Here is a 26,188-nt window from a genome sequence, read left to right as displayed (position 1 = left end):
TCCCGCCGGGCCCGTACACGCCTGGCTCGAACACGCCGGGTGTCCCGCCGGGCCCGTACACACCCGGCTCCAACACGCCTGGTGTGGCGCCCGGCCCTCACGCCCCCGGTGTCCCGCCAGGCCCGTACACACCCGGCTCCCACACCCCCGGTGTCCCGTCTCACCCCCAGCCGCACGACGTCTCGTCAGGCCCCGCTCCCTACGCCCCCTGGCAGCCGCCGCCCATCCAGCAGCCCTTCGACGTCGGTAACCCCTACGCCCAGACTGCCGAGAGCTCCCCGGCTCAGGCCCCGCCGCCGCTGCCCCAGGGCGGTGGCCCCACCCCGCCGTACCTCGGCCCGGGCGCGGCTGCCGGAGGCCAACCGCCCTATGGTCCAGGCGCGGCCACCGGAGGCCAACCGCCCTACGGTCCAGGCCAGTCCGTCGGCGGCCGGGCATCTCACGGCCCGGGGCAGGCCGTCGGAGGTCTGCCGCCCCACGGCCCCGGCGTGGCAGCCGGAAGCACGCCGCCCCATGGCTACCACCAGGCCTCCGGAGGCTTCCCGTCCTACGGGACGGGCGCAGCCCTTGCCGGTCCTCCGTCTCCCGACGGGAGGAAGCGGGTCGCTGTTGTCGCGTTCGTCGTGGCTGTCGTGCTCGTAGTCGCCGGTGGGACGTGGGCGGCCGTGACGCTGGCCGGGGACGACGGCGACCAGGACGCGAACGCGAGGACGAAGAAGTCGGCGAGCGCGTCGGCGTCGCAGTCGCCGACCGGTCCCGTGTATCCGTACGGCGACGTCGTCGGGCTCACCGAGCCGCTGGAGACGGGGGACTGCGTGAAGGCGGTGTGGTCGGGGACGCCGTTCGGGTCGGCGCCGAACCTGGGCGTGGTGGACTGCGCGGACGACTGGCCGGACGGGCAGGTCGTGGCGGTCGACACGGCCACCGACTACGCCGACGCCAAGGCGCAGGGCGCCGCGCGGTGCGCCGCCCGGAGCAAGGCGTTCGTCGACGCCCTGCCGGACGCGGGCGGGTACGCCGTCGTACCGACACAGGACGGCTTCGACGCGGCCAACAGCGGTACGGCATGTCTCGTACTCGGCCGCCATGCGGCGATCGGCGGGGAGGTGGGCCGGTTCCGGCAGGCGGGCCTCGACCTGTGGGTCGGACAGATGAGCGTCGGCGACTGCTGGATCTACGAGGACCTGGACGACGGCTACAAGGCGCTGCTCACGGATTGCGCCGAACCGCACACGGACCAAGTGATCGGAACCGTTCAGACGCCCGACAAAATGAGCTACAAGAAGGGCATCGACAACGCGACCAAGCTCTGCGGCAACAAATTCGAGTCGGCCTGGGCGCGCGGCGCCGAGCGCAAGGTGTTCGGCTGGGTGACCGACGAGGACGACTGGAACGACGGATTCACCAAGATCGTGTGCACGGTGGGCCGGGCCGACAACGAGAAGACGACCGGAAAAATACCCGTGCCCGGTTCGGTGTGAGGCCCGTCGCACTCGACCCGTGCTCGGGAGGCGCCGGGGCGGGCGACCGGTTCGGCCGGCCACGCGCCCCGTCGGCCGCCCGCCGCTCCCACCCGTAGGCCTGTCGTTCACCTCGGGTTCGCCGGGGCGCCGCCCGCGCGTGTCAGCCTCCCCAGGGCGATGCACGCGCGGGTGGGAGAAAAGGGGCGGGGACGATCATGGAGAGCGGGCCGGCGATCTTCGCGGGAATGGTGTTCGCCCTGTTCGGAGGCGCACTGCTGGTGTGGACGGCGGTCCGGGTACGGCATCGCGAACCCGTCGCCCAGGGTGTGAGCCCCGTCGCATCGGCGACCCTCGCGACGCTCGCCGCGATCGTCGCACTCGCCGTCGGAACGTGGTGCTTCACCCGCCTCTGAATCCGCCCCGGTTCCGTGTTCGAGGATCTTGCCGCGTCTCCTGTTTGAACTGCGTAAGGAGGGTCACGCCGGTAAAGGAGAGGACGCGTTCCGCTCCGGCGGAAAAGGACCGGTCGGCACTCCGGGCGGCAGGAATGGCGGTAGTCGGGTTACCGTTCGAGTGGCCGTTGCGGGCTTTTCCCGTTTGACACGGGGGCGGGATGTACCGTCACACTCCGCAGCGTCACCATGACCCGACCCCGGGAGCAAGGCCTGGGGAGGCCCCAGCGTCGACCGGAGAGAAGAGCGAAGTTGTCCCCGACCAGCGAGACCGCAAAGGGCGGCCGCCGACTCGTCATCGTCGAGTCGCCTGCCAAGGCGAAGACGATCAAGGGTTACCTCGGCCCCGGCTACATCGTCGAGGCCAGTGTCGGGCACATCCGCGACCTTCCGAACGGCGCTGCGGAGGTGCCGGAGAAGTACACGGGCGAGGTCCGCCGCCTCGGCGTGGACGTCGAGCACGACTTCCAGCCGATCTATGTGGTCAACGCCGACAAGCGAGCCCAGGTCAAGAAGCTCAAGGACCTGCTCAAGGAGTCCGACGAGCTCTTCCTCGCCACCGATGAGGACCGGGAGGGCGAGGCGATCGCCTGGCACCTCCAGGAGGTCCTCAAGCCGAAGATCCCCGTGAAGCGGATGGTCTTCCACGAGATCACCAAGGACGCGATCCGGGCCGCCGTCGCGAACCCGCGCCAGCTCAACCAGAAGCTGGTCGACGCCCAGGAGACCCGCCGCATCCTCGACCGCCTCTACGGCTACGAGGTCTCGCCGGTCCTGTGGAAGAAGGTCATGCCGCGTCTGTCGGCCGGCCGAGTCCAGTCCGTCGCGACCCGGCTCGTCGTCGAGCGGGAACGCGAGCGCATCGCGTTCCGTTCCGCCGAGTACTGGGACCTGACGGGCACCTTCGCGACCGGCCGGGCCGGTGACCCGAGCGACCCGTCGTCCCTCGTCGCCCGTCTGCAGACCGTCGACGGCAGGCGGATCGCGCAGGGCCGCGACTTCGACTCCCTGGGGCAGCTCAAGAGCGCCAACACCCTCCACCTCGACGAGGCGAACGCCCGCGCGCTGGCCGCCGCCCTGGAGAACACCAACTTCTCCGTGCGGTCGGTCGAGTCCAAGCCGTACCGCCGCTCGCCGTACGCCCCGTTCCGTACGACCACGCTGCAGCAGGAGGCGAGCCGCAAGCTCGGCTTCGGTGCCAAGGCCACCATGCAGGTCGCGCAGAAGCTGTACGAGAACGGCTACATCACGTACATGCGTACGGACTCCACGACGCTGAGCGACACCGCCGTCGCCGCGGCCCGTGCCCAGGTCACGCAGCTGTACGGCGCCGACTACCTGCCGCCCCAGCCGCGCACGTACGCCGGGAAGGTCAAGAACGCGCAGGAGGCGCACGAGGCGATCCGCCCCTCGGGTGATCGTTTCCGCACGCCCGCCGAGACGGGTCTGACCGGCGACCAGTTCAAGCTCTACGAGCTGATCTGGAAGCGGACCGTCGCCTCCCAGATGAAGGACGCGACCGGCAACAGCGTGACCGTGAAGATCGGCGGCACCGCCGCCGACGGCCGGGACGTCGAGTTCAGCGCCTCCGGCAAGACGATCACCTTCCACGGCTTCCTGAAGGCGTACGTCGAGGGCGCCGACGACCCGAACGCCGAGCTGGACGACCGCGAGCGCCGCCTGCCCCAGGTCGGCGAGGGCGACGCGCTGTCCGCCGAGGAGATCACGGTCGACGGGCACGCCACCAAGCCCCCGGCCCGCTACACCGAGGCCAGCCTGGTCAAGGAGCTCGAAGAGCGCGAGATCGGCCGCCCGTCGACGTACGCGTCGATCATCGGCACGATCCTCGACCGCGGCTATGTGTTCAAGAAGGGCACGGCACTCGTCCCGTCCTTCCTGTCCTTCGCCGTGGTCAACCTCCTGGAGAAGCACTTCGGGCGGCTCGTCGACTACGACTTCACCGCCAAGATGGAGGACGACCTCGACCGCATCGCACGCGGTGAGGCGCAGTCCGTGCCGTGGCTGAAGCGGTTCTACTTCGGTGAGGGCACCGGAGAGGGCGGCGGCGCCGCCGAGGCCGGCAACGGCGACGGGGACCACCTCGGCGGCCTCAAGGAACTGGTGACCGACCTGGGCGCGATCGACGCGCGCGAGGTGTCGTCGTTCCCCGTGGGCAACGACATCGTGCTGCGGGTCGGCCGCTTCGGCCCGTACATCGAGCGCGGCGAGAAGGACACGGACGGCCACCAGCGCGCCGACGTCCCCGACGACCTCGCGCCCGACGAGCTGTCCGTCACGTACGCCGAGGAACTGCTCGCCAAGCCGAGCGGCGACTTCGAGCTGGGCGCCGACCCGGACAGCGGCAACCAGATCGTCGCCAAGGCCGGCCGCTACGGCCCGTACGTCACCGAGGTGCTCCCCGAGGGCACCCCGAAGACCGGCAAGAACGCCGTGAAGCCGCGTACGGCCTCGCTGTTCAAGTCGATGTCCCTGGACACGGTGACTCTGGAGGACGCCCTCAAGCTGATGTCCCTGCCGCGGGTCGTCGGCACCGACGCCGAGGGCCAGGAGATCACCGCGCAGAACGGGCGCTACGGGCCGTACCTGAAGAAGGGCACGGACTCGCGCTCGCTGCAGACGGAGGACCAGCTCTTCACGATCACCCTCGAAGAGGCGCTGGAGATCTACTCCCAGCCCAAGCAGCGTGGGCGCGCCGCCGCCAAGCCGCCGCTGAAGGAGCTCGGCGAGGACCCGGTCAGCAAGAAGCCTGTTGTCGTCAAGGACGGCCGCTTCGGGGCGTACGTCACCGACGGGGAGACCAACGCGACCCTGCGCTCCGGCGACAGCGTCGAGACACTCACCCCGGAGCGCGGCTTCGAACTGCTCGCCGAGAAGCGGGCGAAGGGCCCCGCCAAGAAGACGGTGAAGAAGGCGCCCGCGAAGAAGACGACGGCGGCCAAGAAGGCGGCTCCGGCGAAGAAGACGGCCGCCAAGAAGACCGCGGCGAAGACGACCACGACGGCGGCGGCGAAGAAGACGGCCGCGAAGAAGACGACGGCCGCACGGTCGACGTCGCAGGACTGAGCCGGCCGACCGTGACGGACCGAGTCGCCTGACGGTCCGTCGACCGACCGGCCCGCCGACCGAGCGGACCGTGCCGGCGGGGCGAACAGCCCGATTCCGGTCACGGTTTTCCCCTCGCGGCTTCACGAAACGAACGCCCCGGCATCACTTTGGTGTCGGGGCGGTCGTACGTGCGGGCGGGCGCGCCGGGCTGTCAGTCGCTGCCGATAGGCTGAAAGCATGACGCGAGCCGAGCAGCCAACGGCCCACCACCCGGCACCGGACGACGCCCTGGTGGCGGACTCCCGCGAGCGCGCCGTACGCGCCCTGTTGCGCGAGCCGCAGTTGAAGCGGTTGTGGAGTGCGCAGTTGGTGGGCGGTGTCGGAGACACTCTCGCGCTCCTGGTGTTCGTCCTCCTCGCCCTTCAGGCGGCCATCGCCGAGGGCTCTTTCGGGGGCGGTTACCGGGGCGTGGCGTTCGCGGTGGCGACCGTGTTCGCGGTGCGGATTCTGGCCACCCTTCTCTTCGGCGCGGTCCTCCTGGGCCCGCTGACCTCCCTCACCTCCCCCGAAGGCCCGCTCGACCGCCGCTGGACCATGGTCGGCGCGGACGGCGTGCGGGCCGCCCTGCTGCTCGTCGCGCCGCTGTGGATCGACTGGACGCCGGACGACGCGCTGGCCTTCCTGCTGGTCACCGTCTTCGTGACCGGGGTCGCCGAGCGCTTCTGGACGGTCGCCCGGGAGGGCGCCGCCCCCGCGCTGCTGCCCGCCCCGCCGCTGGAGGGCGCGACGGTACGGCCGCTGCCGGACCACATGGACGCCCTGCGCCGACTGTCGCTGCGCACGGGCTTCGTGGCGATCCCGCTGGGCGCGGCCACCCTGATCGTCGCGTCCTTGTTCAACAATCTGCTGGGCACCGGCATCGACTGGTTCGCCCAGCACCAGGCGGCCCTCGCCTCGTACGTCGCCGGGGGGCTCTTCGCCGGGTCCCTGTCCGTCGTGGTCTTCCTGGAACTGCCGTCGGCGCGCACCCCGCGCGCGCGGTCCCCGCTGGAGGGGCTGCGCCGGCCGAAGACGGCCTCGGGCGTCGACGCGGGCCGCACGGGCGCGATCCCGCTGCTGGTCCTCGCCTGCGCGGCCGTCGCCGCGTCCATCGCCGCCGCTGTCGCCGTCGCCGTGCTGCACGCCAAGGACCTGGGCGGTGGCCCGGTGCTCTACGGGCTGCTGGTGCTCGCGCTGACCGGCGGGGTCGTCGTCGGCGTCCGTACGGCACCGAAGGTGCTGGTCGCGCTGTCGCGGCGGCGCCTGCTCGCGCTGGCGATCGCCCTCACCGGCGTGGCCCTGCTGGCCGCCGGGCTGGTCCCCGACGTCACCAGCGTGCTGCTGATCATGGGTCTGGCCGGCATCGGCGCGGGAGTCGCCGCGAACACCGGGCACGCGCTGCTCGACCAGGAGACCGAGGACAGCCGTCGCGCCCGCACGACGGAACACCTGCACGCGGTCGTGCGGGTCTTCGTGGCGCTGGCCGCCGTGGGCGCCCCGCTGCTGGCGGCGCTGATCGGGCCGCACCGCCTGGAGAACGGCAAGTTCGTGTTCGCGCACGGCGGTGCCGCGTTCACGCTGATGCTGGTCGGCGCGCTGCTGCTGCCGGTCGCCGTGCTGGTGCTGGCCAAGGTCGACGACCGCTCCGGTGTCCCCCTGCGTCTCGACCTGCGGGACGCGCTGCTCGGCGGCGACGACCCGGCGGTGGCCCCGGCCGCGAACGGCTTCTTCATCGCCCTGGAGGGCGGCGACGGCGCCGGCAAGTCCACCCAGGCCGAGGCGCTCGCCGAGTGGATCAGGGCCAAGGGCCACGAGGTCGTCCTCACCCGCGAGCCGGGCGCCACGCCCGTGGGCAAGCGGCTGCGCTCGATCCTGCTGGACGTGTCGTCCGCGGGCCTCTCGCACCGCGCGGAGGCGCTGCTGTACGCGGCGGACCGCGCGGAGCACGTCGACACGGTCGTCCGGCCCGCCCTGGAGCGCGGCGCCGTCGTGATCACCGACCGGTACATCGACTCGTCCGTCGCCTACCAGGGCGCCGGCCGCGACCTGTCGCCCACCGAGATCGCCCGGATCTCGCGCTGGGCGACGAACGGCCTGGTCCCGCACCTGACGGTCCTGCTGGACGTCGCCCCGGAGACCGCCCGCGAACGCTTCACCGAGGCCCCGGACCGCCTGGAGTCGGAGCCCGCCGAGTTCCACGCGCGCGTGCGCTCCGGTTTCCTCACGCTGGCCGCCGCCGACCCCGGCCGCTATCTGGTGGTCGACGCGGGCCAGGAGCCCGAGGCCGTCACCACCGTCGTACGCCACCGGCTCGACCGGATGCTGCCGCTGTCCGAGGCCGAGATCAAGGCCCAGGAGGAGGCGCGGAAGAAGGCCGAGGAGGAGGCCCGCCGCAAGGCCGAGGAAGAGGCGGCCCGCAAGGCCGAGGAGGAGCGCCTGGAGCGTGAGCGCCAGGAGCAGCTCGCCAAGCTGCGCGCCGAGGAGGAGGAGCGCAAGCGGCGCGAGTTGGAGGAGGCGCAGCGGCGTGAGGCCGAGCGCCAGGCCGAGGAGGCCCGGCAGCGCGCCGAGGAGGCACGCAGGCGTGCGGAGGAAGAGCGGCAGCGGCTGCTCGCCGAGGAGAAGGCCCGCGCCGAGGAGGAGGCCCGCCGCAAGGTGGAGGAGGAGCGGCGCAGGGTCGAGGAGGAGCGGCGCCGCAAGCTGGCCGAGGAGGAGGCCCGGCGGCGCGCCGAGGCCGAGGCCGCGCGCCTGGAGGAACAGCGCAAGGCCGAGGCCGCGCGTCTGGAGAAGCAGCGGAAGGCCGAGGAGGCGCTGCTGCGGGCCGAGGAGGCGCGCCGCGCGGCCGAGCAGGCCGCCGCGGCGGCCCAGGTCGGCCCCCGGCCCAAGCCGCCCACCGCGGCCCCGGCGGCCGCACCGGACGCGGTGACCGTGCCGACGCCGGTGGTCACGCCGACGAACGCGTCGGGCGGGCCGGTCGAGGAGACGGCGGTCCTGCCGCGGGTGCGGATGGACAAGAAGCCGGTGGAGGACACCACCCCACTGCCCCGGGTGCGCATGGACAAGGACCCGGCGGAGTCCCCGCGGTCGTCCGGGAAGGGGGCCGACGCCGAGGTGACGGCGGAGCTGCCCCAGCCGTCGGTGCCGCCCGCCGGAGCGGCCGACGAGACGGCCGTACTGCCGCCCGTCACCTCTCCCGCGCCCCCTGCGGGGGCCGCCGACGAGACCGCGGTGCTGCCGCCGGTGCGGGACGGGGGTGCCGTGGACGAGACGGCCGTCCTGCCGCCCGTACGACAGGACGGTCCCGCTGACCGGGTGCCGCCCGGCTTCTTCCGCGACGAGCGGGACGGCGTCGGCCCGGACGGCTCCGAGGACCGTACGCGCGAGCTGCCGCAGGTTGACGAGGCGGGCACGCCCCGGCAGCGGCCGCGCCCGGACTGGGCCGAGGAGACCCCGCTGGACGACCTGCCGTCCCTCGCGGACGAACTGCTGGGCCCGCACCGGGACGAGGACGACTTCGACGAGGGCCAGGGCGGCCGGGGTCGGGGACGGCGGCGCTGAGACGCCACGGGGGTCGCGCGGTCGTTCCGGCCGACGGCCCCCGTTGTCAGTGGGCGCCCGCACAATGGAACCGGCAGCGTGCGATGTGACGGAAGGGCGGCGTGACCCATGACCGTGTGGGACGACCTCGTCGGGCAGGAGAAGGTGAGTGAGCAGCTGACGGCTGCCGCTCGGGACGCCGACGCGCTCGTCACCGCGGCCACCTCCCACGCCCCGCCGCCCGAGGCGTCGAAGATGACCCACGCCTGGCTGTTCACGGGCCCGCCCGGCGCGGGCCGAACCCAGACGGCGCGGGCGTTCGCCGCCGCGCTGCAGTGCGTGAGCCCGGACCGCGCGCTCGGCGGCGCCCCAGGCTGCGGCTTCTGCGACGGCTGCCACACCGCGCTCATCGGCACCCACGCCGATGTCACCACCGTCGCCGCCGTGGGCACGCAGATCCTCGCCGAGGACATGCGCGACACGGTCCGCAAGTCGTACACCTCGCCCGCCACGGGCCGCTGGCAGGTCATCCTCGTCGAGGACGCCGAGCGGCTGAACGAGAAGTCGGCCAACGCCGTCCTCAAGGCGGTCGAGGAGCCCGCCCCCCGGACGGTCTGGCTGCTGTGCGCGCCCTCCCTGGAGGACGTGCTGCCCACCATCCGCTCCCGCTGCCGCCACCTGAACCTGCGCACGCCGTCCGTCGACGCCGTCGCCGACATGCTCGTACGCCGCGAGGGCATCGAACCGGCCGTCGCCGCGGCCGCCGCCCGGGCCACACAGGGCCATGTCGACCGGGCCCGCCGCCTGGCCACCGACCCGGCCGCCCGGGAGCGCCGCGCGGCGGTCCTCAAGCTGCCCCTGCGCATCGACGACGTCGGCGGCTGTCTCAGAGCCGCCCAGGAACTGGTGGACGCGGCGACGGAGGACGCCAGGGTGCTCGCCGAGGAGAGGGACGGCAAGGAGACCGAGGAGCTGAAGGCGGCGCTGGGCGCGGCCCAGGGCGGCCGGATGCCGCGCGGTACGGCGGGCGTGATGAAGGACCTGGAGGACAAGCAGAAGCGGCGCCGCACCCGCACCCAGCGCGACAGCCTCGACCTCGCGCTCACCGACCTCACCGCCTTCTACCGCGACGTCCTGGCCCTCCAGCTCGGCTCGCGCATCGCGATCGCCAACGCGGACGCCGAGGACACCCTGGAGCGCCTGGCCCGCGGCAGCAGCCCGGAGTCCACGCTGCGCCGCATCGAGGCCATCGGCGCGTGCAGGGAGGCCCTCGACCGCAATGTGGCTCCGCTGCTGGCGGTGGAGGCGATGACGATGGCGCTGAGAGCGGGTTGACGCCGGGAGTCCGGGCAGGCGCAGGGGAGCGGGTGAACGTCTGCCGTCGGTTGACGGGGTAGCTCATCCGTGGCTGTCCGCGCACGGACAGCATTCGCCCCATCGCTCAGAGTTAGGCTCGCTGGATGTACACCAGGCCATCCCCCGGCAGGCCCCGAACCGGCGGCACCCTCCGTGTCCTCTCCCTCTCCCTCTCCCTCTCCCTCGCCGCGCTGCTCGCCGTCTCCGCCTGCTCCTCCGGGAGCTCGACGAACTCCTCCGCCGGTTCGGCGGCGCGGGCGGAGCTGGCCGCGCTGCCGAAGGCGACCCCGTCGGCGCTGGCGCCGTACTACGGGCAGAAGCTGAACTGGAGGGGTTGCGGTGTCCCCGGCTTCCAGTGCGCCACGCTGAAGGCGCCACTGGACTACGCCCACCCGGGCGCGGGCGACGTCGAACTCGCCGTGTCCCGCAAGAAGGCGACCGGCCCGGGCAAGCGGCTCGGCTCGCTCCTGGTGAACCCGGGCGGACCCGGCGCCTCGGCGGTCGGCTACCTCCAGGGCTTCGCCGGCATCGGCTACCGGGCCGAGGTCCGCGCACGCTACGACATGGTCGCCGTCGACCCCCGGGGCGTCGCCCGCAGCGAGCCGGTGGAGTGCCTGGACGGCCGCGAGATGGACGCGTACACGCAGACGGACACCACCCCCGACGACCGCCGGGAGACGGACGAACTCGTCCACGCCTACCAGGAGTTCACGGAGGCCTGCGGCGCGCAGGCACCCAAGCTGCTCCGCCATGTGTCCACCATGGAGTCCGCCCGTGACATGGACATCCTGCGGGCGGTCCTGGGCGACCGGCGGCTGACATACGTGGGGGCGTCGTACGGCACGTTCCTCGGAGCGACGTACGCGGGCCTCTACCCGGAGCGGGTGGGCCGGCTGGTGCTGGACGGCGCGCTGGACCCGTCGCTGTCCGCCCGCCGGCTGAACCTGGAACAGACCGGGGGCTTCGAGACGGCGTTCCGGTCGTTCGCGAAGGACTGCGCACGGCGGCCGGACTGCCCCCTGGGCGGCAAGGAGAGCGAGGTCGGCCCGCGCCTGAAGGCGTTCTTCACCAGGCTGGACAAGCACCCCGTCCCCACCGGCGATCCCGACGGCCGCAGGCTCGGCGAGGCGCTCGCCACGACCGGTGTGATCGCGGCGATGTACGACGAGAGCACCTGGGAGCAACTGCGCGCGGCCCTGACCTCGGCGATCAAGGACAAGGACGGCGCCGGACTGCTCGCCCTGTCCGACAGCTACTACCAACGCGCCCCCGACGGCCGCTACACGAACATGATGTCCGCCAACGCGGCCGTGAACTGCCTGGATCTGCCGCCCGCCTTCGACACCCCCGCCCAGGTGGAGCGGGCCCTCCCCTCCTTCGAGAAGGCCTCCCCGGTCTTCGGCGCGGGCCTCGCCTGGTCCGCCCTGAACTGCGCGTACTGGCCGGTGAAGCCCACGGGCGAATCGCACCGCATCGAGGCGAAGGGCGCCGCCCCGATCGTCGTCGTCGGCACCACCCGGGACCCGGCCACCCCCTACCGCTGGGCCCGCTCCCTCAGCAGCCAGCTCTCCTCCGCCCGCCTCCTCACCTACGTCGGCGACGGCCACACCGCCTACGGCCGCGGCAGCGCCTGCATCGACTCCGCGATCGACGCGTACCTTCTCCACGGGACGCCTCCGGCGGCGAAGAAGCGCTGCTCATAGCCCCGCCCCCACCCCCGGAACGGCCGCCTCCGGGGGTGGTGCGGAGCACCCCCAGAAACTGTGTAGACTTACCGACGTTGCTGATCGCACCATAGTGCGGACGGCGCGCCGCCTTAGCTCAGATGGCCAGAGCAACGCACTCGTAATGCGTAGGTCTCGGGTTCGAATCCCGAAGGCGGCTCAAAGAATCCCCAGGTTAGACGGCGTCTGACCTGGGGCTTTTGCTTTCCCTTGAAGGGTTGATGGTCTAAACCACTGCGCTATGGGGTGCGTGCGAGGGCCAGATGGGGCCCAGATGGGGCCGAGATTGCCTTGCGCATTTGTAATGCGTAGGTCGGTGGTTTGCTGTCTGCGGCGAGATCTGCGGTATCAGGTCTCTGAACTGGCCTTTCTCCTCGGGAGTAGACCGAGAGAGGTCTGTTGCGTGAGCCACGGGGAACGTAGGGGGAACATGGCGCCGGGCAGCCTCCTCGTCGGAGGTGTCCGGCGCATCGGTGGCACCTTCGTCCTGTTCTTCTCCAGGCTGGCCCTGTTCGTGTCGAGCGAACGCCGACGGCCGCGCGCACCCGGTGCTCGCGATTCCGGCCGCCCTGTCGCGCCAGGCCGCGCTGCCGAGCCTAGGTGTGCCCTCGCGTGGTCAGTGCTGTGCCGGGACGCCGAGTTCGTCGAGGAGTCCGCGGATGCGGCGCTCGATCTCGTCACGGATCGGGCGGACATCTTCGACGGTCCTGCCTGCGGGGTCGTCCAGGGTCCAGTCGAGGTACCGCTTGCCGGGGAAGACTGAGCAGGCGTCGCCGCAGCCCATGCTGACGACGACGTTGGCGGCGCGGACGACCTCGTCGGTCCAGGGCTTGGCGAACTCGCGGGAGATGTCGATGCCGCGCTCGCTCATCGCGGCGATGGCTGACGGGTTGACCTCGAATCCGGGTTCGGAGCCGCCGGACCATGCGACGGCGCCCTCGTCGGCGAGGTGGTGGAAGAAGCCCATGGCCATCGGGTGTAGCTCGTCCCTGCGGAAGAGCTACACCCATCCGACTTTACGGTACGGGGCCCGGGCGGCCGAGAGCGGACCGATCCAGCGGTCGTCATCCGGCAGGACAGAGCCGGCGGTCCTCCGGATGGCCGCTTGCGCAGGGCCGCTAGTTCCGCGGGTGTGATGCCCAGGGACCGGATGAGCTGGCCCAGTCCCGCGGAGGAAATGATGGCGTCCCGCCGAGTGCAACGCCGTGACTCTGTTGGCGATCTTGTGAGGGTCAGCTGGTGGCGGTGCAGAGGGCGTGGAAGTGGCTGGGTGCCCGCCGCTTTCGGGTCGGACTGGCGATCCAGTCGGCGATCCGGGTGACGTTGCAGGCCAGAGCGGTCAGGACGTGCTGGACGTGGGTCTTCTGCAGGCCTTGGTAGCGGGTTCTGCGGAGGCCGCAGGTGCGGATGTTCTGGGAGAGGGTGGCCTCGATGCCGGCCCGGATCGCGTAGCGGTCCTGCCACTACCGGGTCCGTTGGTCGAGGCGGTTGGCCTGCTGGATCTCGTGGAGTTCGCGGGTGGGCAGCAGGGCGAGCGAGCGCGGGCGGACTTCGGAGTTGGTGCACTGGGCCCGGTCCGTGCAGGCCCGGCATGGGGCCTCGCCGAAGCGGACCTGGATGTAGTCGTGGCTGGAGATCCGTAGTGGCTTCCAGGTCCGGCTGGTCTGCCCGCGGGGGCAGACGACCTGGTGGCCGTCCCAGTCGACGGTGAAGGAGGCCTTGTCGAACCCGTTCTGTGCTTTGGTCTGGTGGCTGGGGTCGGGAGCGACCGGGCCGAGCAGCGTGATCTGGTGGACGCGCTGGGCGCGTTCGATCCGCTGCGCGGTCACGTAGGCGGCATCGACCACGTGCTCGCCCGGCGCCAGGCCGGACGCGGCGAGGTCGTCGTGGATCTGGTCCGTGAGCTCGCCGTCCTGGACCGGGGCGATCGTCGTGGCCACGTGCACCACCACCTCCGGCAGGTCTGACGTGCACGTTTCCGTGAAATGGGTGCGGTAGCCGGACCATGCGGTGTCCCGCTTGACGCAATAGTGCGCGTCGGTGTCGTACGGGGAGTCGAACCGCAGCGACGCCGGAGGCAGAGCGTGGCCGTCGCGCCAGCGCAGGCGTCCGCGTGCATCCCAGTAGTAGTGGTGCACCCACACCCGGCGCAGGATCTCCACCTGCGGCAACGCGCGCAGCCGGGGCGGGGCGTCGGGCGCCCAGGCGGCGGCCAGGACTTTGCATCCGTCCCGGCCGAAAGCCTCGGCCAGGGCGGTGACTCCGGCCTTCCCGCCAGGAACCTTGCCGATCTCGACCTTGCGCCCGTAGCGCTTGTCCCACTCCGGCTCCACCAGCGGCAGCAGCCAGTCCGGGGCTGCTTGGGCGAGTTGCTCGAGTGCAGCCCGCAGGCTCTCGCCGGCCAACTCCAGGCGGCTGAGCCTACGGACGGCGGCGAGCACGTGTGTGGCATCGGTGCGCTGGCGGCCTCCGGCCTTGAGCAGGCCGGCTTCGACCAGCCGGTTCAGCATCACCTGCAGCAGCCGGTCGGCCGCATCCCCCTCGGTCAGCCGGGCCCGGAACTCGCACAGCACCGAGTGATCGAACCCGGGATCGTCCAACTCCATGCCGAGGGCGTATTTCCAGTCGATCCGAGTACGGACCGCATTTGCGGCAGCGCGATCGGACAGGTCCTCCGCGAACTGCAACACGCTGACCAGCGCCAACTGCCCAGGCGACAGACCAGGGCGCCCATCACGCGGGTACAGGTCCGCGAAGTCCTCGTCCTCGAACACCACGTCCAACCGGTCCCTCATCAGCATCGCCGGCGCCCCCTTCGGACACGCCGCCCACGCTGTCTGTCAGCACCGTCCGCGTCGGAATCCGCTGATAACTCCTCGGCCGCAACGACATCCCCGGACCCCTCCCCGAGACACCACCCCGCCTCACTCCAGCGAACAGCAGAACAGACGTCGCGTCAGCACCCCTCACAAGATCGCCAACAGAGTCCTGGCGTTGCACTCGGCGGGACGCCATTCGACAATCGGCCGTCCACTTCGGTGCGGCAGGGGGCAGCGCGTCTCGGTCTCCTCGTCGCCGGGCTACGAGGTGACTTCGGTGTCCGTCAGGTGCGGCACCCGCGTGGGGCCATGACGTTGCTCCCGCTTCCCGTCCGTCCGATGTGCGACCGAGTGGTCAGATGCCAGCGATGATCTTGGTGCCACTGGCAGATGAGGGCGCACCGCGTACCCGTCGTCCGGAGACGGACAGTGGGGCCCGGTCCTCGGCCCCTCCACGCGCCTCCCCGCCTGATCCGCGAGGAGCCGCACCCTACTGAAGTCCCTCGACCTGATCCTTGGCCCACCACAGGAACGCGGCGGCGTGCTGCTGGTTGGCGAAGCCCTGGCCGACGAGGTCATTCAGGAGGTCGTTGCTCCAGAGGATGAGCCGGCCGCGGGTCCAGTTCACCGACTCGGGTGCCGGCAGTTCCAGTCCGTAGACCATCCGCGCGATCTCGCGCTTGCCGCTGGCCTCCGTCGTGTACTTGAGGATCGTCAGGAACCGGTCGGGGTGCATCACGCAGAGCACCCTCGTAAGGAGGGCCCCCTTGAAACCGGTCATGGCGAACGGCTTGGTGCCGGACAGCAGGTGCTGGAGACGGTCTTCGAGCGGCACGTCGTCGGGTTCACGCAGGAGGTACTCGATCGTCCTGCGGGTCGCCTGCCCGGCCGCGGCATCGCCCATGTCGTTCCACGCGGAGTTGAAGGTTGCTTGATTGCCGGGGCGGGCTCCGACCTCGGAGTTGGCGAAGTCCTTGAGGACTCTGGGTCGCACGTCCGCAGCCCGTCGGGGGAGAAGATCCGCTGGTACTTCGACCAGTAGGCCGCCACGTCAGGGTCGAAGTCCGGTTTGACGGCGAGGTACTGCTCCTTCAACCGGGCCAGCCCTGTTGCTGTCGGTGGTACTACTCGCGCATCGTCCCGGCGGGCGAGAGCGCGGCGAGACTGCTCGTGCCTCGTCGACGCCTTCCGACGAGACTCAGCGAGAGAGTGGCCCGGAGCGGAACCGGGACGAGACAAAGGGAGTCCAGCGAGAGGAGGAGGAAGCCGACCGAGATGAAACACGCGCGGGGTGGCGAGAGGTGAGTGAGAAGGGTCGAGCGCTGGCGCTGCGGCAGCAGAGTGATTGCTCTCGGCCGGGCCGGGGTGACGGCGGAGGAGGTGATGGGGGAGCACTACCAGCGGCAGTTGGCTGCTGGGTTTGTTCCCCGCGATGCGGGGCTGGATCGAGTGGCGGGCACGAACAATTACGGCCCCAGCGCTGGCCCGCTGACGCCGTGCTGGCCGTATCCCGAGCATGGTGGACCGGGCGCATGTGAACGGAAGTCGCAGTCAGCCATGATCGCAGCCCGGGAGTGGGCGCTCTGGCACGAAAGGGATTGAAGACTCGGCGTATGGCCTGACTCGGCTGCCGGCAGCATAACCAGGCGGCGGTCACCGACTGCTTCAAGCTGAGGCCTTGGAGGCGACCCGAGCCCGCAGTGTGCCACGGACGGAAGACCACTCGTCCGCGAGCAAGCTGTAATACAGAGAGTCGCGGCGGGTGCCGTCCTGGCGTCGCATGTGGCTGCGCAGCGTTCCTTCGTAGACGAGGCCAAGGCGAGCCAGGGCCTGCTGAGATCGTATGTTGAGGTTGTCGGTGCGAAGTGCTACCCGGGCAAGCCGGAGGTCGTCGAAGGCATGACCGAACAGGAGCAGTTTGGACTCGGCGTTGTAGGGGCCGCCCCAGCAGGAACGGTCGAACCAGGTTGCGCCGATCTCGGCGCGGCTCTCGGCCAGGTCGAGGTCGTAGATGCTCGTCGATCCGACCACAGCACCATCGTCCCGGCGTTGCACAGCAAAGCATCGTCGTTTCGACTCTGCAGTCATCTTGCTCAGCATCTCGCGCAGCTGGGCTACGGACGTCGGACGGGGGTGGGGCATCCACTGCCAGACTTCAGGGTCGGATGCTGACGGAAACAGAGCTTCGGCGTGATCTGGGGACAGCGGGACGAGGCGGACAATGGTGCCTTCAAGAGTCTGATGGTTCACCAGAGCGGATTATGGCCTGATCACGTGGCGAGACTGCTGTAACAGATGTGCGCCCGCAATATAGACAAGGCATGGACCAGGGGCCGCGCAGTGTGTGTGGTGCCGTGCATGGTGTCCGAGGTGGTGAGTCGGGGGAACCGGCCGATGCGGCTGAGTGCCGTCAGGCCTTCGCCTGCAAGCAGTCTCCTGCTCTCGCCGCCGGATCGACAAACCCGCGGACGGGCGCCGATTCGCTGGCTCAACGGTTTCTCGAACAGGTTCACCTCGTTGCGGTTGTGCTGGGCAACCTCGCCCTGTCGGTGCCTCCACGCGTCCGAACTCGCGCTGCAGCCGGGTATCTGCCCCTACGAGTTCAACCTTGTCAAGCCGCACCGTTAGATAGGGACGGGGTAGCCCTCGAGCTGCCCCTTCTGCCTGATTTTGAGTGGATAAGCTCCTTATTTTCTGTGGTCATCTTGCTGTCGTGCAGCTTGATGATCCACTGCGACGGTCGAGTGCCGCGTCGCCGTGCTGACAGTGTGGGGAGGGCTGAGCATGCAGGAGGGAGAGCGGGTCTCGGGCGGGAGAAGGTCAGGAGTTACGCCAGGGATCGATGAACCTCGTATTTTGGTTGATGTTCCCGGCAGCCGTTTACGGTCTCGTGGCTGTCTGTATTCAAAGGGGCCCGGGACGATGTAGTAATTGGAGTTCCTATGCAGGGACGCATCCTCGAATTCCGTTCGCTGATTGACCTGTTCCGGTCGACAGCTCGACGTTTCCCGCATAAGATTGCCGTTTCGGACGGACCTGAAAGTCTGACATATGCTGAGCTCGATCGACGGTCTGACGAGCTGTCCCGGAAAATTTCGTGTTCCAGGTCTCGTGATGCGCGGTTCGTGGGTCTTTTCGTCGGCAGGGACATAGATTCAATCGTCGGCATCCTGGCCGTCATGAAGGCTGGCATTGCGTACGTTCCGCTGGACCCGACGTATCCGCCGCACCGGCTGAAATATCTGATAGATGATTCGAAGGTGGAGGCGATCGTCGGCCCGGCGGACGCCGTGTCACAGATCTTTGTCCACGATCTGGAGATTATTAGTTCGCGAGGCGAAGGGGATCCGGCCGGGGGTGATCCCGAAGAGGTCCTCGAGCATTCTCTGAATCCACTTGATCCCGCATACGTCATTTACACGTCAGGCTCCACCGGGCAGCCCAAGGGATGCGTGGTCACGCATTCCAATGTCCTTTCCCTGCTGCACGGGGCTCTGCCACTCTTCGACTTCACCCCGGACGACCGTTGGGCGCTCTTCCACTCGCTCAGTTTTGACTTCTCGGTGTGGGAACTCTGGGGTGCACTCGCGACCGGCGCCACCGTCGTCTGCGTGCCGACGGGCGTCGTGCAGTCCGCCCATGAGTTCGTCGAGTTCCTGGCGGCCGAGGAAGTGACGGTACTCAACCAGGTGCCGTCGATCTTCCGGTACATGCTGGACGCCCTCAAGGACTCGGCGATGGCCCTCCCTCTGCGGCACCTCGTCTTCGGGGGAGAGAGCGTGGACCTGAAGGACGTGGGCGAGTTCCTGGCCTTGACACCCGACGGTCCGCCCGCCGTGACCAACATGTACGGGATCACTGAGACCACCGTCCACGCGACGTTCAAACGCATCACGGACGCCGACCTCGCCGGGGCTGTCCGCTCCCCGATCGGCCGTCCGCTTCCGCATCTCGGCATCGAGATCCGCGGCGAGCAGAGGGAGATCCTTCCCGATGGGCAGGTCGGCGAGATGTGGCTGTTCGGGGGCGGGCTGGCAGACGGCTACCTGAACCGCGCCCAGTTGACGGCCGAGAGGTTCGTCGAGGAATCGTCCGCGGCCGAGACCCGGCGGTACTACCGAAGCGGCGATCTCGCGCGGTATCTCCCGAGCGGTGAGCTGGAATACGTGGGGCGCGCCGACGAGCAGGTGAAGATCATGGGTTTCCGTATCGAACTGGGTGAGGTCGAGGCGGTCCTTCAGGAACACCCCGCCGTGCAGGGCGCGGTCGCGGTGGTAACGAGGGCGCGGACCGGGACGCCCATTCTCTCCGCCTGTGTCGTTCCCGCCGAAGGGCGGAGTGGGGACATCTCTCGCGAACTGCGGACGTGGGCCGCGGCGAGAATGCCGCGTCACATGGTTCCGCACCTGTATCACACGGTGGACTCCTTTCCGTTGACGTCGTCCGGAAAGACGGACCGTAACGCGGTCGCGGAAATGATCGAACTCACAGGAGGCAGGACTTGATCCCTCTCTCATTCGCGCAGCAGCGCTTGTGGTTTCTGAACAAGCTTGAGGGATCGAAGGCGGTGTACAACTCGCCCCTGGCGCTGCGGCTGACCGGCCCCCTGGACCAGGAGGCCCTGCGGACCGCGCTGTGCGACGTGGTCGCGCGTCATGAGTCCCTGCGCACGACGTTCCCCGAACAGGACGGAGTGCCCTATCAGAACGTCGTCGACGCGGACGCCGCCGTCCCCGGCATCATCACGGTCGATACGACGGAGGCCGACCTGTCCGACGCCATACACCGCGTCGTGCGGGAGCCCTTCGACCTCACGGTCGAGACACCGTTGCGCGCCTGGATGTTCGTCCTCGACCCGAGCGAACGTGTTCTGCTGCTGGTGGTCCACCATGTGGCCGGCGACGGTTGGTCCCTGGCTCCGCTGTGGCGTGATCTGAGCTCGGCTTACTCTGCACGCTGCGACGGACAGGCACCCGTCTGGGCGGAACTCCCGGTCCAGTACGTGGACTACACGCTCTGGCAGCGCGAGCTGCTCGGTGAGGAGAGCGACCCGGAGAGCGTCCACAGCTCGCAACTGCGGTTCTGGTCCGAGCAGCTCGACGGACTCCCGGACGAGTTGCGGCTGCCAACCGATCACCCTCGACCGGTGAAGGCGGGCCGTGAGGGCATATCGGTTCCGGTGACTCTGGACAGCTCGGTCCACGCGGGCCTCGTGCAGCTCGCCAAGCAGTCCCATTCCACGATCTTCATGGTGCTGCAGGCCGGTGTGGTCACACTCCTGTCCAAGCTCGGAGCAGGCCACGATATCCCGATCGGCACGGCTGTCGCCGGCCGAACCGACCAGGCCCTGCACGACCTCGTCGGCTTCTTCGTCAACACCCTGGTGCTGCGCACCGATATCTCGGGAGCCCCGACTTTCGGCGAGATACTCCAGAGGGTCAGGCAGGCCGACCTGGACGCCTACGCGCACCAGGATCTTCCCTTCGAACGTCTCGTGGAGGCGCTCAATCCGCCGCGCGTCCCTGGCCGCCATCCGCTTTTCCAGATCATGCTGACGCTCCAGAACACCGCGGGCGCCGACTTCCGGCTGCGTGGCGTCGACGTACGGGTCGAGGAAGTTTACGAAGCCGGCGCTCAGTTCGACGTCGAGATCACCCTCGAGGAGATCCATGACCGCGAGGGGAACCCCGGCGGCCTGCACGGGCACATCGCCTACGCGGCGGATCTGTTCGACCGCGACACGGCCGAACGCGTCAGCGAACGACTCGTGGCCCTCATGGCACAGGTCGCGTCCGATCCGCAGATCGCCTACGAGCGGATCGACGTCCCGGCGATGCCGGAGAAGCGGCCCGCGTCCCGGCCGGAGGCGGAATCGCCCGCCAACGCGCTCCGCGAAGGGAGCGAGCCGCGGGACGAGCGGGAGGCCACCCTCTGCGGCATCTACCGCGAAGTCCTCGGCATCGACCGAGTGGGGATTGACGATAGCTTCTTCGCGCTCGGCGGCCACTCGCTGCTCGCCACGCGCCTCATCAGCAGAGTGCGCACGGTGTTCGGCGTCGAACTGGACATGGTCAAGATCTTCGAGGCCCCGTCCGTTGCGGAACTCTGCCCGCACGTCGCCGCAGCCCCGAGCGCGAGACCGAAGCTCACCGCGACCGCGCGTCCACGTCCGTGATCGCGGTCGCCCACCCGACCAGGGCGCTGTACCAAGAAAGGAATCCGATGTTCGGTACTTCCAACCAGGAGATCGTGGAGCGCTACCGGAAGGACGGCTTCGTCGTCTTCCCATCGCTGCTTCCGCCGGAACTGCTGAAGGAGATGCAGGCCGAGCTCCCCGCCGTCCTGGACGAAGAAGGGCCGCAGCGGTTCGTCGAGGACGACGGGTCGACCGTGCGGGCCGTATACGGCCTGCACCGCAAGTCGGGGGTCTGGCGTACGGTCGCCGAGTCGTCCGTACTCGCCGAGATCGCGCGGTTGCTGCTCGGTGAGGACATGTACGTCTTCCAGTGGAAGATCAACCCGAAGGCAGCCGAGTCCGGCGAAGTCTGGGAGTGGCACCGGGACTTCACCTTCTGGGCGCGGGCGGACGGCATGCCCGAGCCGCTTGCGCTGACGGCTGGCGTTCTCCTCGACGACGTCACCGAGGAGAACGGTCCACTACAGCTCATACCGGGCACGCACCGGGTGACCACCAGCTTCGAAGAGGCCGAACAGGCGCCGTCCGTCCACGCCTCGGAGCATGGCGAGGACAACTGGGCGTCGCTGGTGTCGACCAACCTGGCGCACTCCATCCCCGACGACGTCGCCGAGGACATCGCGGGCGAACGCGGACTGGTCAAGGTCACCGGCGAGGCGGGGACCGTGGTCTTCTTCGACAGCAACATCTTGCACGGCTCGGCACCCAACCGGTCCAGCCGCGGTAGGACGCTCGGCCTGGTCTCCTACAACCCCGTGCGTAACGTCGCGGTGGGCTGGGACCACCCGCGCCCGGCCTTCTTCGTCAACCGCGAAGCCATGCCCCTCGATGTACGGCCCTTCGAGGGACTTCACGTGCCGAGCGGCGTCTCCGACTGAGCGGTCCGTTGCGGGAGTCGCCGTCCGCGAGGAGGACGAGGAGCAGACAGAGGCGGTTGCTGGGTAGCGGGCCCGGCGACCGCCTCTTCGCTTGTACGAGCGAGTGGACCGAAGAGTGAGTCCTTGAGTGGGCTGGATCTGTGAGTGAGTGGGTGCGATGAGCAAGTGGGTTCGACGTTTCCACCAGGCGCCGGAAGGCGAGGCGCTGTTGGTGTGCTTTCCCCATGCCGGAGGATCGGCTGGCGCCTACCTGTCGTTGTCCGCGGTGCTGAAGGACCGTGTGCAGACGCTGGCCGTGCAGTACCCGGGGCGGCAGGATCGCATCGCGGAGACCTGCGCCGGCGATGTCGACGAGATCGTGGACGCCGTGTTGCAGGCTCTGGAGCCATATCGCGAAGACAGACGGCGGATCGGCCTGTTCGGGCACAGCATGGGCGCGCTGCCGGCCTTCGAGGCCGCGCGGCGCATGGAACGCGAGGGATGGCAGCCCGCCGCGCTCTTCGTGTCGGCGCGGCAGGCGCCGTCCTTGCCCTGGCCCCCCGTCGGTGCGCCCAGACTGTACGACGCCGATGAGCGGCGCGTCCTCGACGAGCTCGAGCTCCTCGGCGGCAGCGCCAGGGAGCTGTTGGCCGACCCCGAGGTGATGGGCTTCGTGCTGCCCGCGCTGCGTGCCGACTACCGGCTGCTGTACAAGTACGAGTACCGGCCCGACGCCAGGCTCGCGTGTTCCGTGGTCGCACTGGCCGGCGCGAGTGATCCACGGGTGCCGGTCGAAGGTGTGCGCGCGTGGGAGGAGGAGACCTGCGGCCCCTTCGCCTGCCATGTGTTGCCGGGCGGGCACTTCTACCTCGAGGGCGAGCTGGCCCGGGTGGCGGCCGTCATCGAAGCCGCGCTGGTCTGACGTGTGCTTCCGCCAGGCAGGCTACTGCACGGGGGCGGCCTTGTCGGTGTTCGGGACACGGCGGACGAGTTCCTCGGCATCGGAGAGCAGCTCCGGCGTGTACCTGACCTCCGAGCCCGAGTCGGCGTAGTGACGGTGCTCGGGCTTGCTGGTCCTGCGCAGGACGGTCACGCTGTTCTGCATCAGTTTGCGCGACTCCAGAAGGCTCAGAATCTCCATCTCCCCGGGATGGGCCTGCTGGAAGGTGTGGAGGTACTCCAACAGGGCCTCGCCCTGCGGATACGTCATCAGGTAGTGCATGGCGACGATGCCGCCGTCCGGGTTGATCCGGTCCCAGAAGTGGTCGAAGAAGAACAGGCACTCCCAAGCGTCGACCCAGGCGAAGTCGATGGTGGCGAAGTCCGCCGGGAGCCGGTCGGCCGCGTTGCGCACGTCGGAGTTGACGATGGTCACCCGGTCGTCCAGACCGACATTGCGCAGGACGTCCTGAACGCGTCCGGCGGACGACTCCTCGATGGAGAGGTCGTCGATGGCGACCATACGCGGACGGTAGGGCTCCAGGTAGGCGCCGGGAACTGCGAGCGCAGGGTGCTCAAGGAGCCAGGACTCGTCGAGGGCATCGCCCGCGAGAAGCCGGGCCTGCGTCTTGGCTGCGAGTGAGTTGCGCTCCTCGTCGGCCAGCCCCTCGGCGTGGGCGAGTGCTCCCGCCAGGAAGGGCGTGGTGTACCCCATGCCCACCTCGAGCACGCGCTCGGGACGGAGGAGTTGGACCAGGCTGGCGAGAAACGGCCCGACGTTCTCCGTACCCATACCGGGGACGCGTAGCTCCTCCACCGCCGATTGAAACGCGTCGCCGTACATGACGTGGCTCATGGTGACTCCGTATCCGTGCCGGCGTGCTCGCGCCGTGCATCGATGCCTCCGGGGATACCGCTCACGCTGTCATCACCGAGGTGCCGGATCGACGTCACAAGGTGGTTCATTAAGATGCACGGCAGCAAGATGAGCGGGGGGACATAGCGGTGGAACGGTACATAACCTACCAGACCGTGCGAAAAGGGGCTGGCCATGCACATATGGAGTTGTATCGGTTTGCGCTGACGAAACAGGTCGTGACAGCGGGCAAGTTGATCGCGGCGCTCGACCTGCCGCCTGAGACCGTACGTGACGGGCTGGCCACGCTGCTCGACATCGGGCTGCTGGCACCTGTCGAGGGTGACGCCGGGTGGTTCGTGGCGGTGGATCCGAACATGGTCACCGCTGAGGTGGTGGGCCCGGTCGAACGGGCAATCTGGCAGCAGCGCATGGACGCTGCGCAGGCGCGTGAGCGTCTGTCGACGCTCATCCCCCTCTACGGCGGCCAGGACAAAGTCGGCGCCGAGTCTACGCGCATGGAACGCATCGAGGATCTCGACGATGTCAGAGGGGTCATCGCCGGATTCGCCGCGAACTGCCGTGAGGAGGTGCTGACTTCCCAGCCGGGTGGCGGGCGCCGTGAGGAGGTCCTGGAGGAGGCCATCGGCCGCGACGAGCAGATGCTCCGGCGCGGTGTGCGGATGCGTACCCTTTATCAGCACACCGCGCGCTTCAGTCCCGGCACCCGGGCCTATGTGGAGCGAGTGACAGAACTCGGCGCGGACGTGCGGACCGTCGACGACCAGATCATGCGTCTTCTCGTCTTCGACCGGAAAGTCGCGGTGATATCGGTCCGAGACAGCGTCAACGGGGCTGTGATCATTCATGATCGCGACCTGGTTCATTTCCTGGTGAACACGTTCGAGTTGGTATGGGCTGCGGCCCAGCCGTTCCCTCTGAGTTGGAACAACGGTGAACTCGCTGAAATCGGCGATGAGTTGAAACTCAAGATATTCCGCCTACTGAGCGAAGGACTCACCGATCAGGTCATCGCCAAGCGCATGGGGATGTCGGTGCGAACCTGTCGACGCCACATAGCGGAGGTCATGTCGCGGCTGGAGGCCGAGACCCGGTTCAGGGCTGGCTACCTGCTGGGATCCCGTGGGTGGCAAGCAGCCGCCCGGATCGGAACGGCCGCTGAAACCACGGCGCAGAAGGACACCGCCGGCTGAGGACCGGCGGGAGCCGGACCGTCCGATTCGCTTGCTTCGGGTCGCCAAGAGCGTCTGCAATGACGCCCTCGGCGACCCCTCTTTGTCTCGCGGTTTCTCGGGCGCTCTGCCCGTTTTCCTCCTTGTGTGTCCGTCAGTCATCTTGCTGCCGTGTCACTAGCTGAACCACGAGCGCCGTCGATCTTCGCGTGTTCTCGATGACAGGGTGTCGGAGGCGTCCGGAAGGCGCCGTGTCACATAGTCCGGAGTTCGAGAGCCAGGTGCCTTCTCGCTCCATAATGCCGGGGCGCCACAAGCCAGCCCCCGCGAATAGTGCAAGTGAGGATCAGAGAATCATGAACCTCAAGCGGACGGTTCTGCTGATGTCTGCCGTGGTGATGGGGATTGCGCTGCTTTCCGTGAGTGAACCCTCTTCCCCGTTCCGGATTCACTCGACACCCGTGAACACCCTTGGTCAGGAATCCCTTTCCACCGTGGTGGCCCTGTCCAAGAAGGCCGGCGATACCGGCTGGGGCTGAGCGGCCCGCGCCGCGCCACTCGCCCGGTCGCCCAGTCGGCTCCGCCGGGCTCGGTCAGGTTCTTCCACTCGTGAGGCAGGTTCCATCTGTGACCACCCAACAATCGCCCAAGGAAACCCGTCCGGCGGCGGAGGCGTTCTTGCCGGTGCTGTTCGAGGCTCAGGTCGCGCGGGCTGTGGATGCGGTGGCGGTGGAGTGCGGTGGCGAGTGCCTGACCTATGGCGAACTGAACGCCAGGGCGAATCGTCTGGCGCGTGAGCTGGTGGCTCGTGGGGTGGGTCCCGAGGGGATCGTGGCGCTGGCGTTGAACCGGTCGGTGGACATGGTGGTGGCGGTGCTGGCGGTTCTGAAGGCCGGCGGCGCCTATCTGCCGGTGGATCCGGAGTACCCGGCGGACCGTATCGCGTTCATGTTGAGGGACGCGGAGCCGCGGCTGGTGCTGTCGCATCGTGGGGTGGCCCGTGAGGGTCTGGAGGGGGTGTGTTCGTGGCTTGACGTCGATGGTGAGGAGCTGTCGGAGGCGGTCGCGGTGCGGTCCGCGGAGGATGTGGCCGACGAGGAGCGGCTGGCGCCGCTGCGTGCGGCGTCACCGGCGTACGTGATCTACACCTCCGGCTCCACCGGCACCCCCAAAGGTGTGTTCGTGGCCCACGGGGGGGTGGTGAACTTCGTCCTGGACCACATCGACAGCACCCGTGTCACCCCCGTGTCGCGGGTCCTTCAGTTCGCCTCGCTGAGTTTCGACGTGTCCGTTCAAGAGATATGGACGGCCCTGGCCGCCGGCGCGACGCTGGTCGTTCCCGAGCCGGGGCGGCTCGCGGGCGAGCAGCTCGGCAGGATGCTGGTCGAACACCGGATCACCCACGCTGAGTTTCCGCCCCCCGTCCTCGCCACGGTCCCCACAGGCCCCTATCCGGATCTCGAAACGATCGCCGTGGGTGGCGACTCCTGCCCCGCCTCGCTGGTCGATCAGTGGGCATCGGGCCGCCACATGATCAACTCCTACGGTCCGACCGAGATCACCGTTGAGGCCACGAACGCCGTCGTCTCTCCGGGGTCGGGTGTTCCGTCGATCGGTGTTCCGATTCGGAATACGTCGGTGTTTGTGTTGGACGAGGGTCTGGCGCCGGTGCCGGTGGGTACGGCGGGTGAGTT

Annotated in this window: 17 protein-coding genes, 1 tRNA gene and 1 pseudogene; 14 read left to right on the top strand and 5 right to left on the bottom strand. The window is 69.2% G+C overall.

Annotated features, from left to right (window positions below; all coding sequences use genetic code 11):
- The first annotated feature begins 632 nt into the window (after nucleotides 1-632).
- From ACIRF9_RS23715 to ACIRF9_RS23685, 7 genes are all read left to right on the top strand, one after another.
- The gene (locus ACIRF9_RS23715) at nucleotides 633-1,481 is read left to right on the top strand and encodes a septum formation family protein (protein WP_403825581.1); all 849 of its coding nucleotides are present in this window, start codon (nucleotides 633-635) and stop codon (nucleotides 1,479-1,481) included.
- Between the two features lie 197 nt (nucleotides 1,482-1,678).
- Nucleotides 1,679-1,876, top strand: coding sequence for a hypothetical protein (locus ACIRF9_RS23710; RefSeq protein ID WP_403825578.1), 198 nt, complete (start codon nucleotides 1,679-1,681; stop codon nucleotides 1,874-1,876).
- A 291-nt stretch (nucleotides 1,877-2,167) separates the two neighbouring features.
- Nucleotides 2,168-4,999 (top strand): type I DNA topoisomerase, encoded by a 2,832-nt coding sequence (gene topA / locus ACIRF9_RS23705; protein ID WP_403825575.1) that lies wholly within the window; start codon nucleotides 2,168-2,170, stop codon nucleotides 4,997-4,999.
- Nucleotides 5,000-5,218: 219 nt separating this feature from the next.
- Nucleotides 5,219-8,575: a dTMP kinase gene (gene tmk / locus ACIRF9_RS23700; protein ID WP_403825572.1), complete on the top strand. Its 3,357-nt coding sequence runs from the start codon at nucleotides 5,219-5,221 to the stop codon at nucleotides 8,573-8,575.
- 108 nt (nucleotides 8,576-8,683) lie between these two features.
- Nucleotides 8,684-9,889: a DNA polymerase III subunit delta' gene (locus tag ACIRF9_RS23695; RefSeq protein ID WP_403825569.1), complete on the top strand. Its 1,206-nt coding sequence runs from the start codon at nucleotides 8,684-8,686 to the stop codon at nucleotides 9,887-9,889.
- Between the two features lie 125 nt (nucleotides 9,890-10,014).
- Nucleotides 10,015-11,613 carry an alpha/beta hydrolase gene (locus ACIRF9_RS23690; RefSeq protein ID WP_403825566.1) on the top strand — a complete coding sequence of 533 codons (1,599 nt, stop codon included), beginning with the start codon at nucleotides 10,015-10,017 and terminating at the stop codon, nucleotides 11,611-11,613.
- Nucleotides 11,614-11,720: 107 nt separating this feature from the next.
- Nucleotides 11,721-11,794, top strand: a tRNA-Thr gene (locus ACIRF9_RS23685).
- 456 nt (nucleotides 11,795-12,250) lie between these two features.
- Here ACIRF9_RS23685 and ACIRF9_RS23680 read toward each other — a convergent pair.
- The 4 genes and pseudogenes from ACIRF9_RS23680 to ACIRF9_RS23665 form a co-directional block, all read right to left on the bottom strand.
- Nucleotides 12,251-12,607, bottom strand: a complete 357-nt coding sequence (locus ACIRF9_RS23680; protein WP_403825563.1) for a phosphotyrosine protein phosphatase — start codon at nucleotides 12,605-12,607, stop codon at nucleotides 12,251-12,253.
- Nucleotides 12,608-12,866: 259 nt separating this feature from the next.
- Nucleotides 12,867-14,429: pseudogene (locus ACIRF9_RS23675) on the bottom strand (IS1182 family transposase).
- Between the two features lie 514 nt (nucleotides 14,430-14,943).
- Nucleotides 14,944-15,447 carry a hypothetical protein gene (locus ACIRF9_RS23670; RefSeq protein ID WP_403825560.1) on the bottom strand — a complete coding sequence of 168 codons (504 nt, stop codon included), beginning with the start codon at nucleotides 15,445-15,447 and terminating at the stop codon, nucleotides 14,944-14,946.
- 671 nt (nucleotides 15,448-16,118) lie between these two features.
- Complete coding sequence (locus ACIRF9_RS23665) at nucleotides 16,119-16,703, bottom strand: GNAT family N-acetyltransferase (RefSeq protein ID WP_403825557.1); 585 nt, start codon at nucleotides 16,701-16,703, stop codon at nucleotides 16,119-16,121.
- Nucleotides 16,704-17,395: 692 nt separating this feature from the next.
- Between ACIRF9_RS23665 and ACIRF9_RS23660 the strand changes: the two genes are divergently transcribed.
- The 4 genes from ACIRF9_RS23660 to ACIRF9_RS23645 all read left to right on the top strand — a co-directional run bounded on the left by ACIRF9_RS23660 (nucleotide 17,396) and on the right by ACIRF9_RS23645 (nucleotide 22,428).
- Nucleotides 17,396-18,958, top strand: coding sequence for an amino acid adenylation domain-containing protein (locus tag ACIRF9_RS23660; protein WP_403825554.1), 1,563 nt, complete (start codon nucleotides 17,396-17,398; stop codon nucleotides 18,956-18,958).
- Entirely contained in the window at nucleotides 18,955-20,628 is a 1,674-nt protein-coding gene (locus tag ACIRF9_RS23655; protein ID WP_403825551.1) for a condensation domain-containing protein, read from the top strand. The genes ACIRF9_RS23660 and ACIRF9_RS23655 overlap by 4 nt, the downstream gene beginning before the upstream one ends.
- A 47-nt stretch (nucleotides 20,629-20,675) precedes the next feature.
- Entirely contained in the window at nucleotides 20,676-21,527 is an 852-nt protein-coding gene (locus ACIRF9_RS23650) for a phytanoyl-CoA dioxygenase family protein (protein WP_403825548.1), read from the top strand.
- Between the two features lie 157 nt (nucleotides 21,528-21,684).
- Complete coding sequence (locus ACIRF9_RS23645) at nucleotides 21,685-22,428, top strand: thioesterase II family protein (protein ID WP_403825545.1); 744 nt, start codon at nucleotides 21,685-21,687, stop codon at nucleotides 22,426-22,428.
- A gap of 21 nt (nucleotides 22,429-22,449) precedes the next feature.
- Here the strand turns inward: ACIRF9_RS23645 and ACIRF9_RS23640 are convergent, their stop codons facing one another.
- Entirely contained in the window at nucleotides 22,450-23,301 is an 852-nt protein-coding gene (locus tag ACIRF9_RS23640) for a hypothetical protein (protein ID WP_403825542.1), read from the bottom strand.
- Between the two features lie 203 nt (nucleotides 23,302-23,504).
- Between ACIRF9_RS23640 and ACIRF9_RS23635 the strand changes: the two genes are divergently transcribed.
- From ACIRF9_RS23635 to ACIRF9_RS23625, 3 genes are all read left to right on the top strand, one after another.
- On the top strand, nucleotides 23,505-24,515 hold the full coding sequence (locus ACIRF9_RS23635) for a helix-turn-helix domain-containing protein (RefSeq protein WP_403825539.1): 1,011 nt from the start codon (nucleotides 23,505-23,507) through the stop codon (nucleotides 24,513-24,515).
- Between the two features lie 335 nt (nucleotides 24,516-24,850).
- Entirely contained in the window at nucleotides 24,851-25,033 is a 183-nt protein-coding gene (locus ACIRF9_RS23630; RefSeq protein WP_403825536.1) for a hypothetical protein, read from the top strand.
- A gap of 88 nt (nucleotides 25,034-25,121) precedes the next feature.
- The coding region (locus ACIRF9_RS23625; protein ID WP_403825533.1) for an AMP-binding protein at nucleotides 25,122-26,188 on the top strand (1,067 nt) is incomplete at its 3' end.

The sequence above is a fragment of the Streptomyces sp. NPDC096132 genome, from assembly GCF_044763345.1.
Taxonomy (GTDB): domain Bacteria; phylum Actinomycetota; class Actinomycetes; order Streptomycetales; family Streptomycetaceae; genus Streptomyces.
The sequence above is the reverse complement of the archived record's forward strand: the minus strand, read 5'-3'. Positions and strand labels throughout refer to the sequence as shown.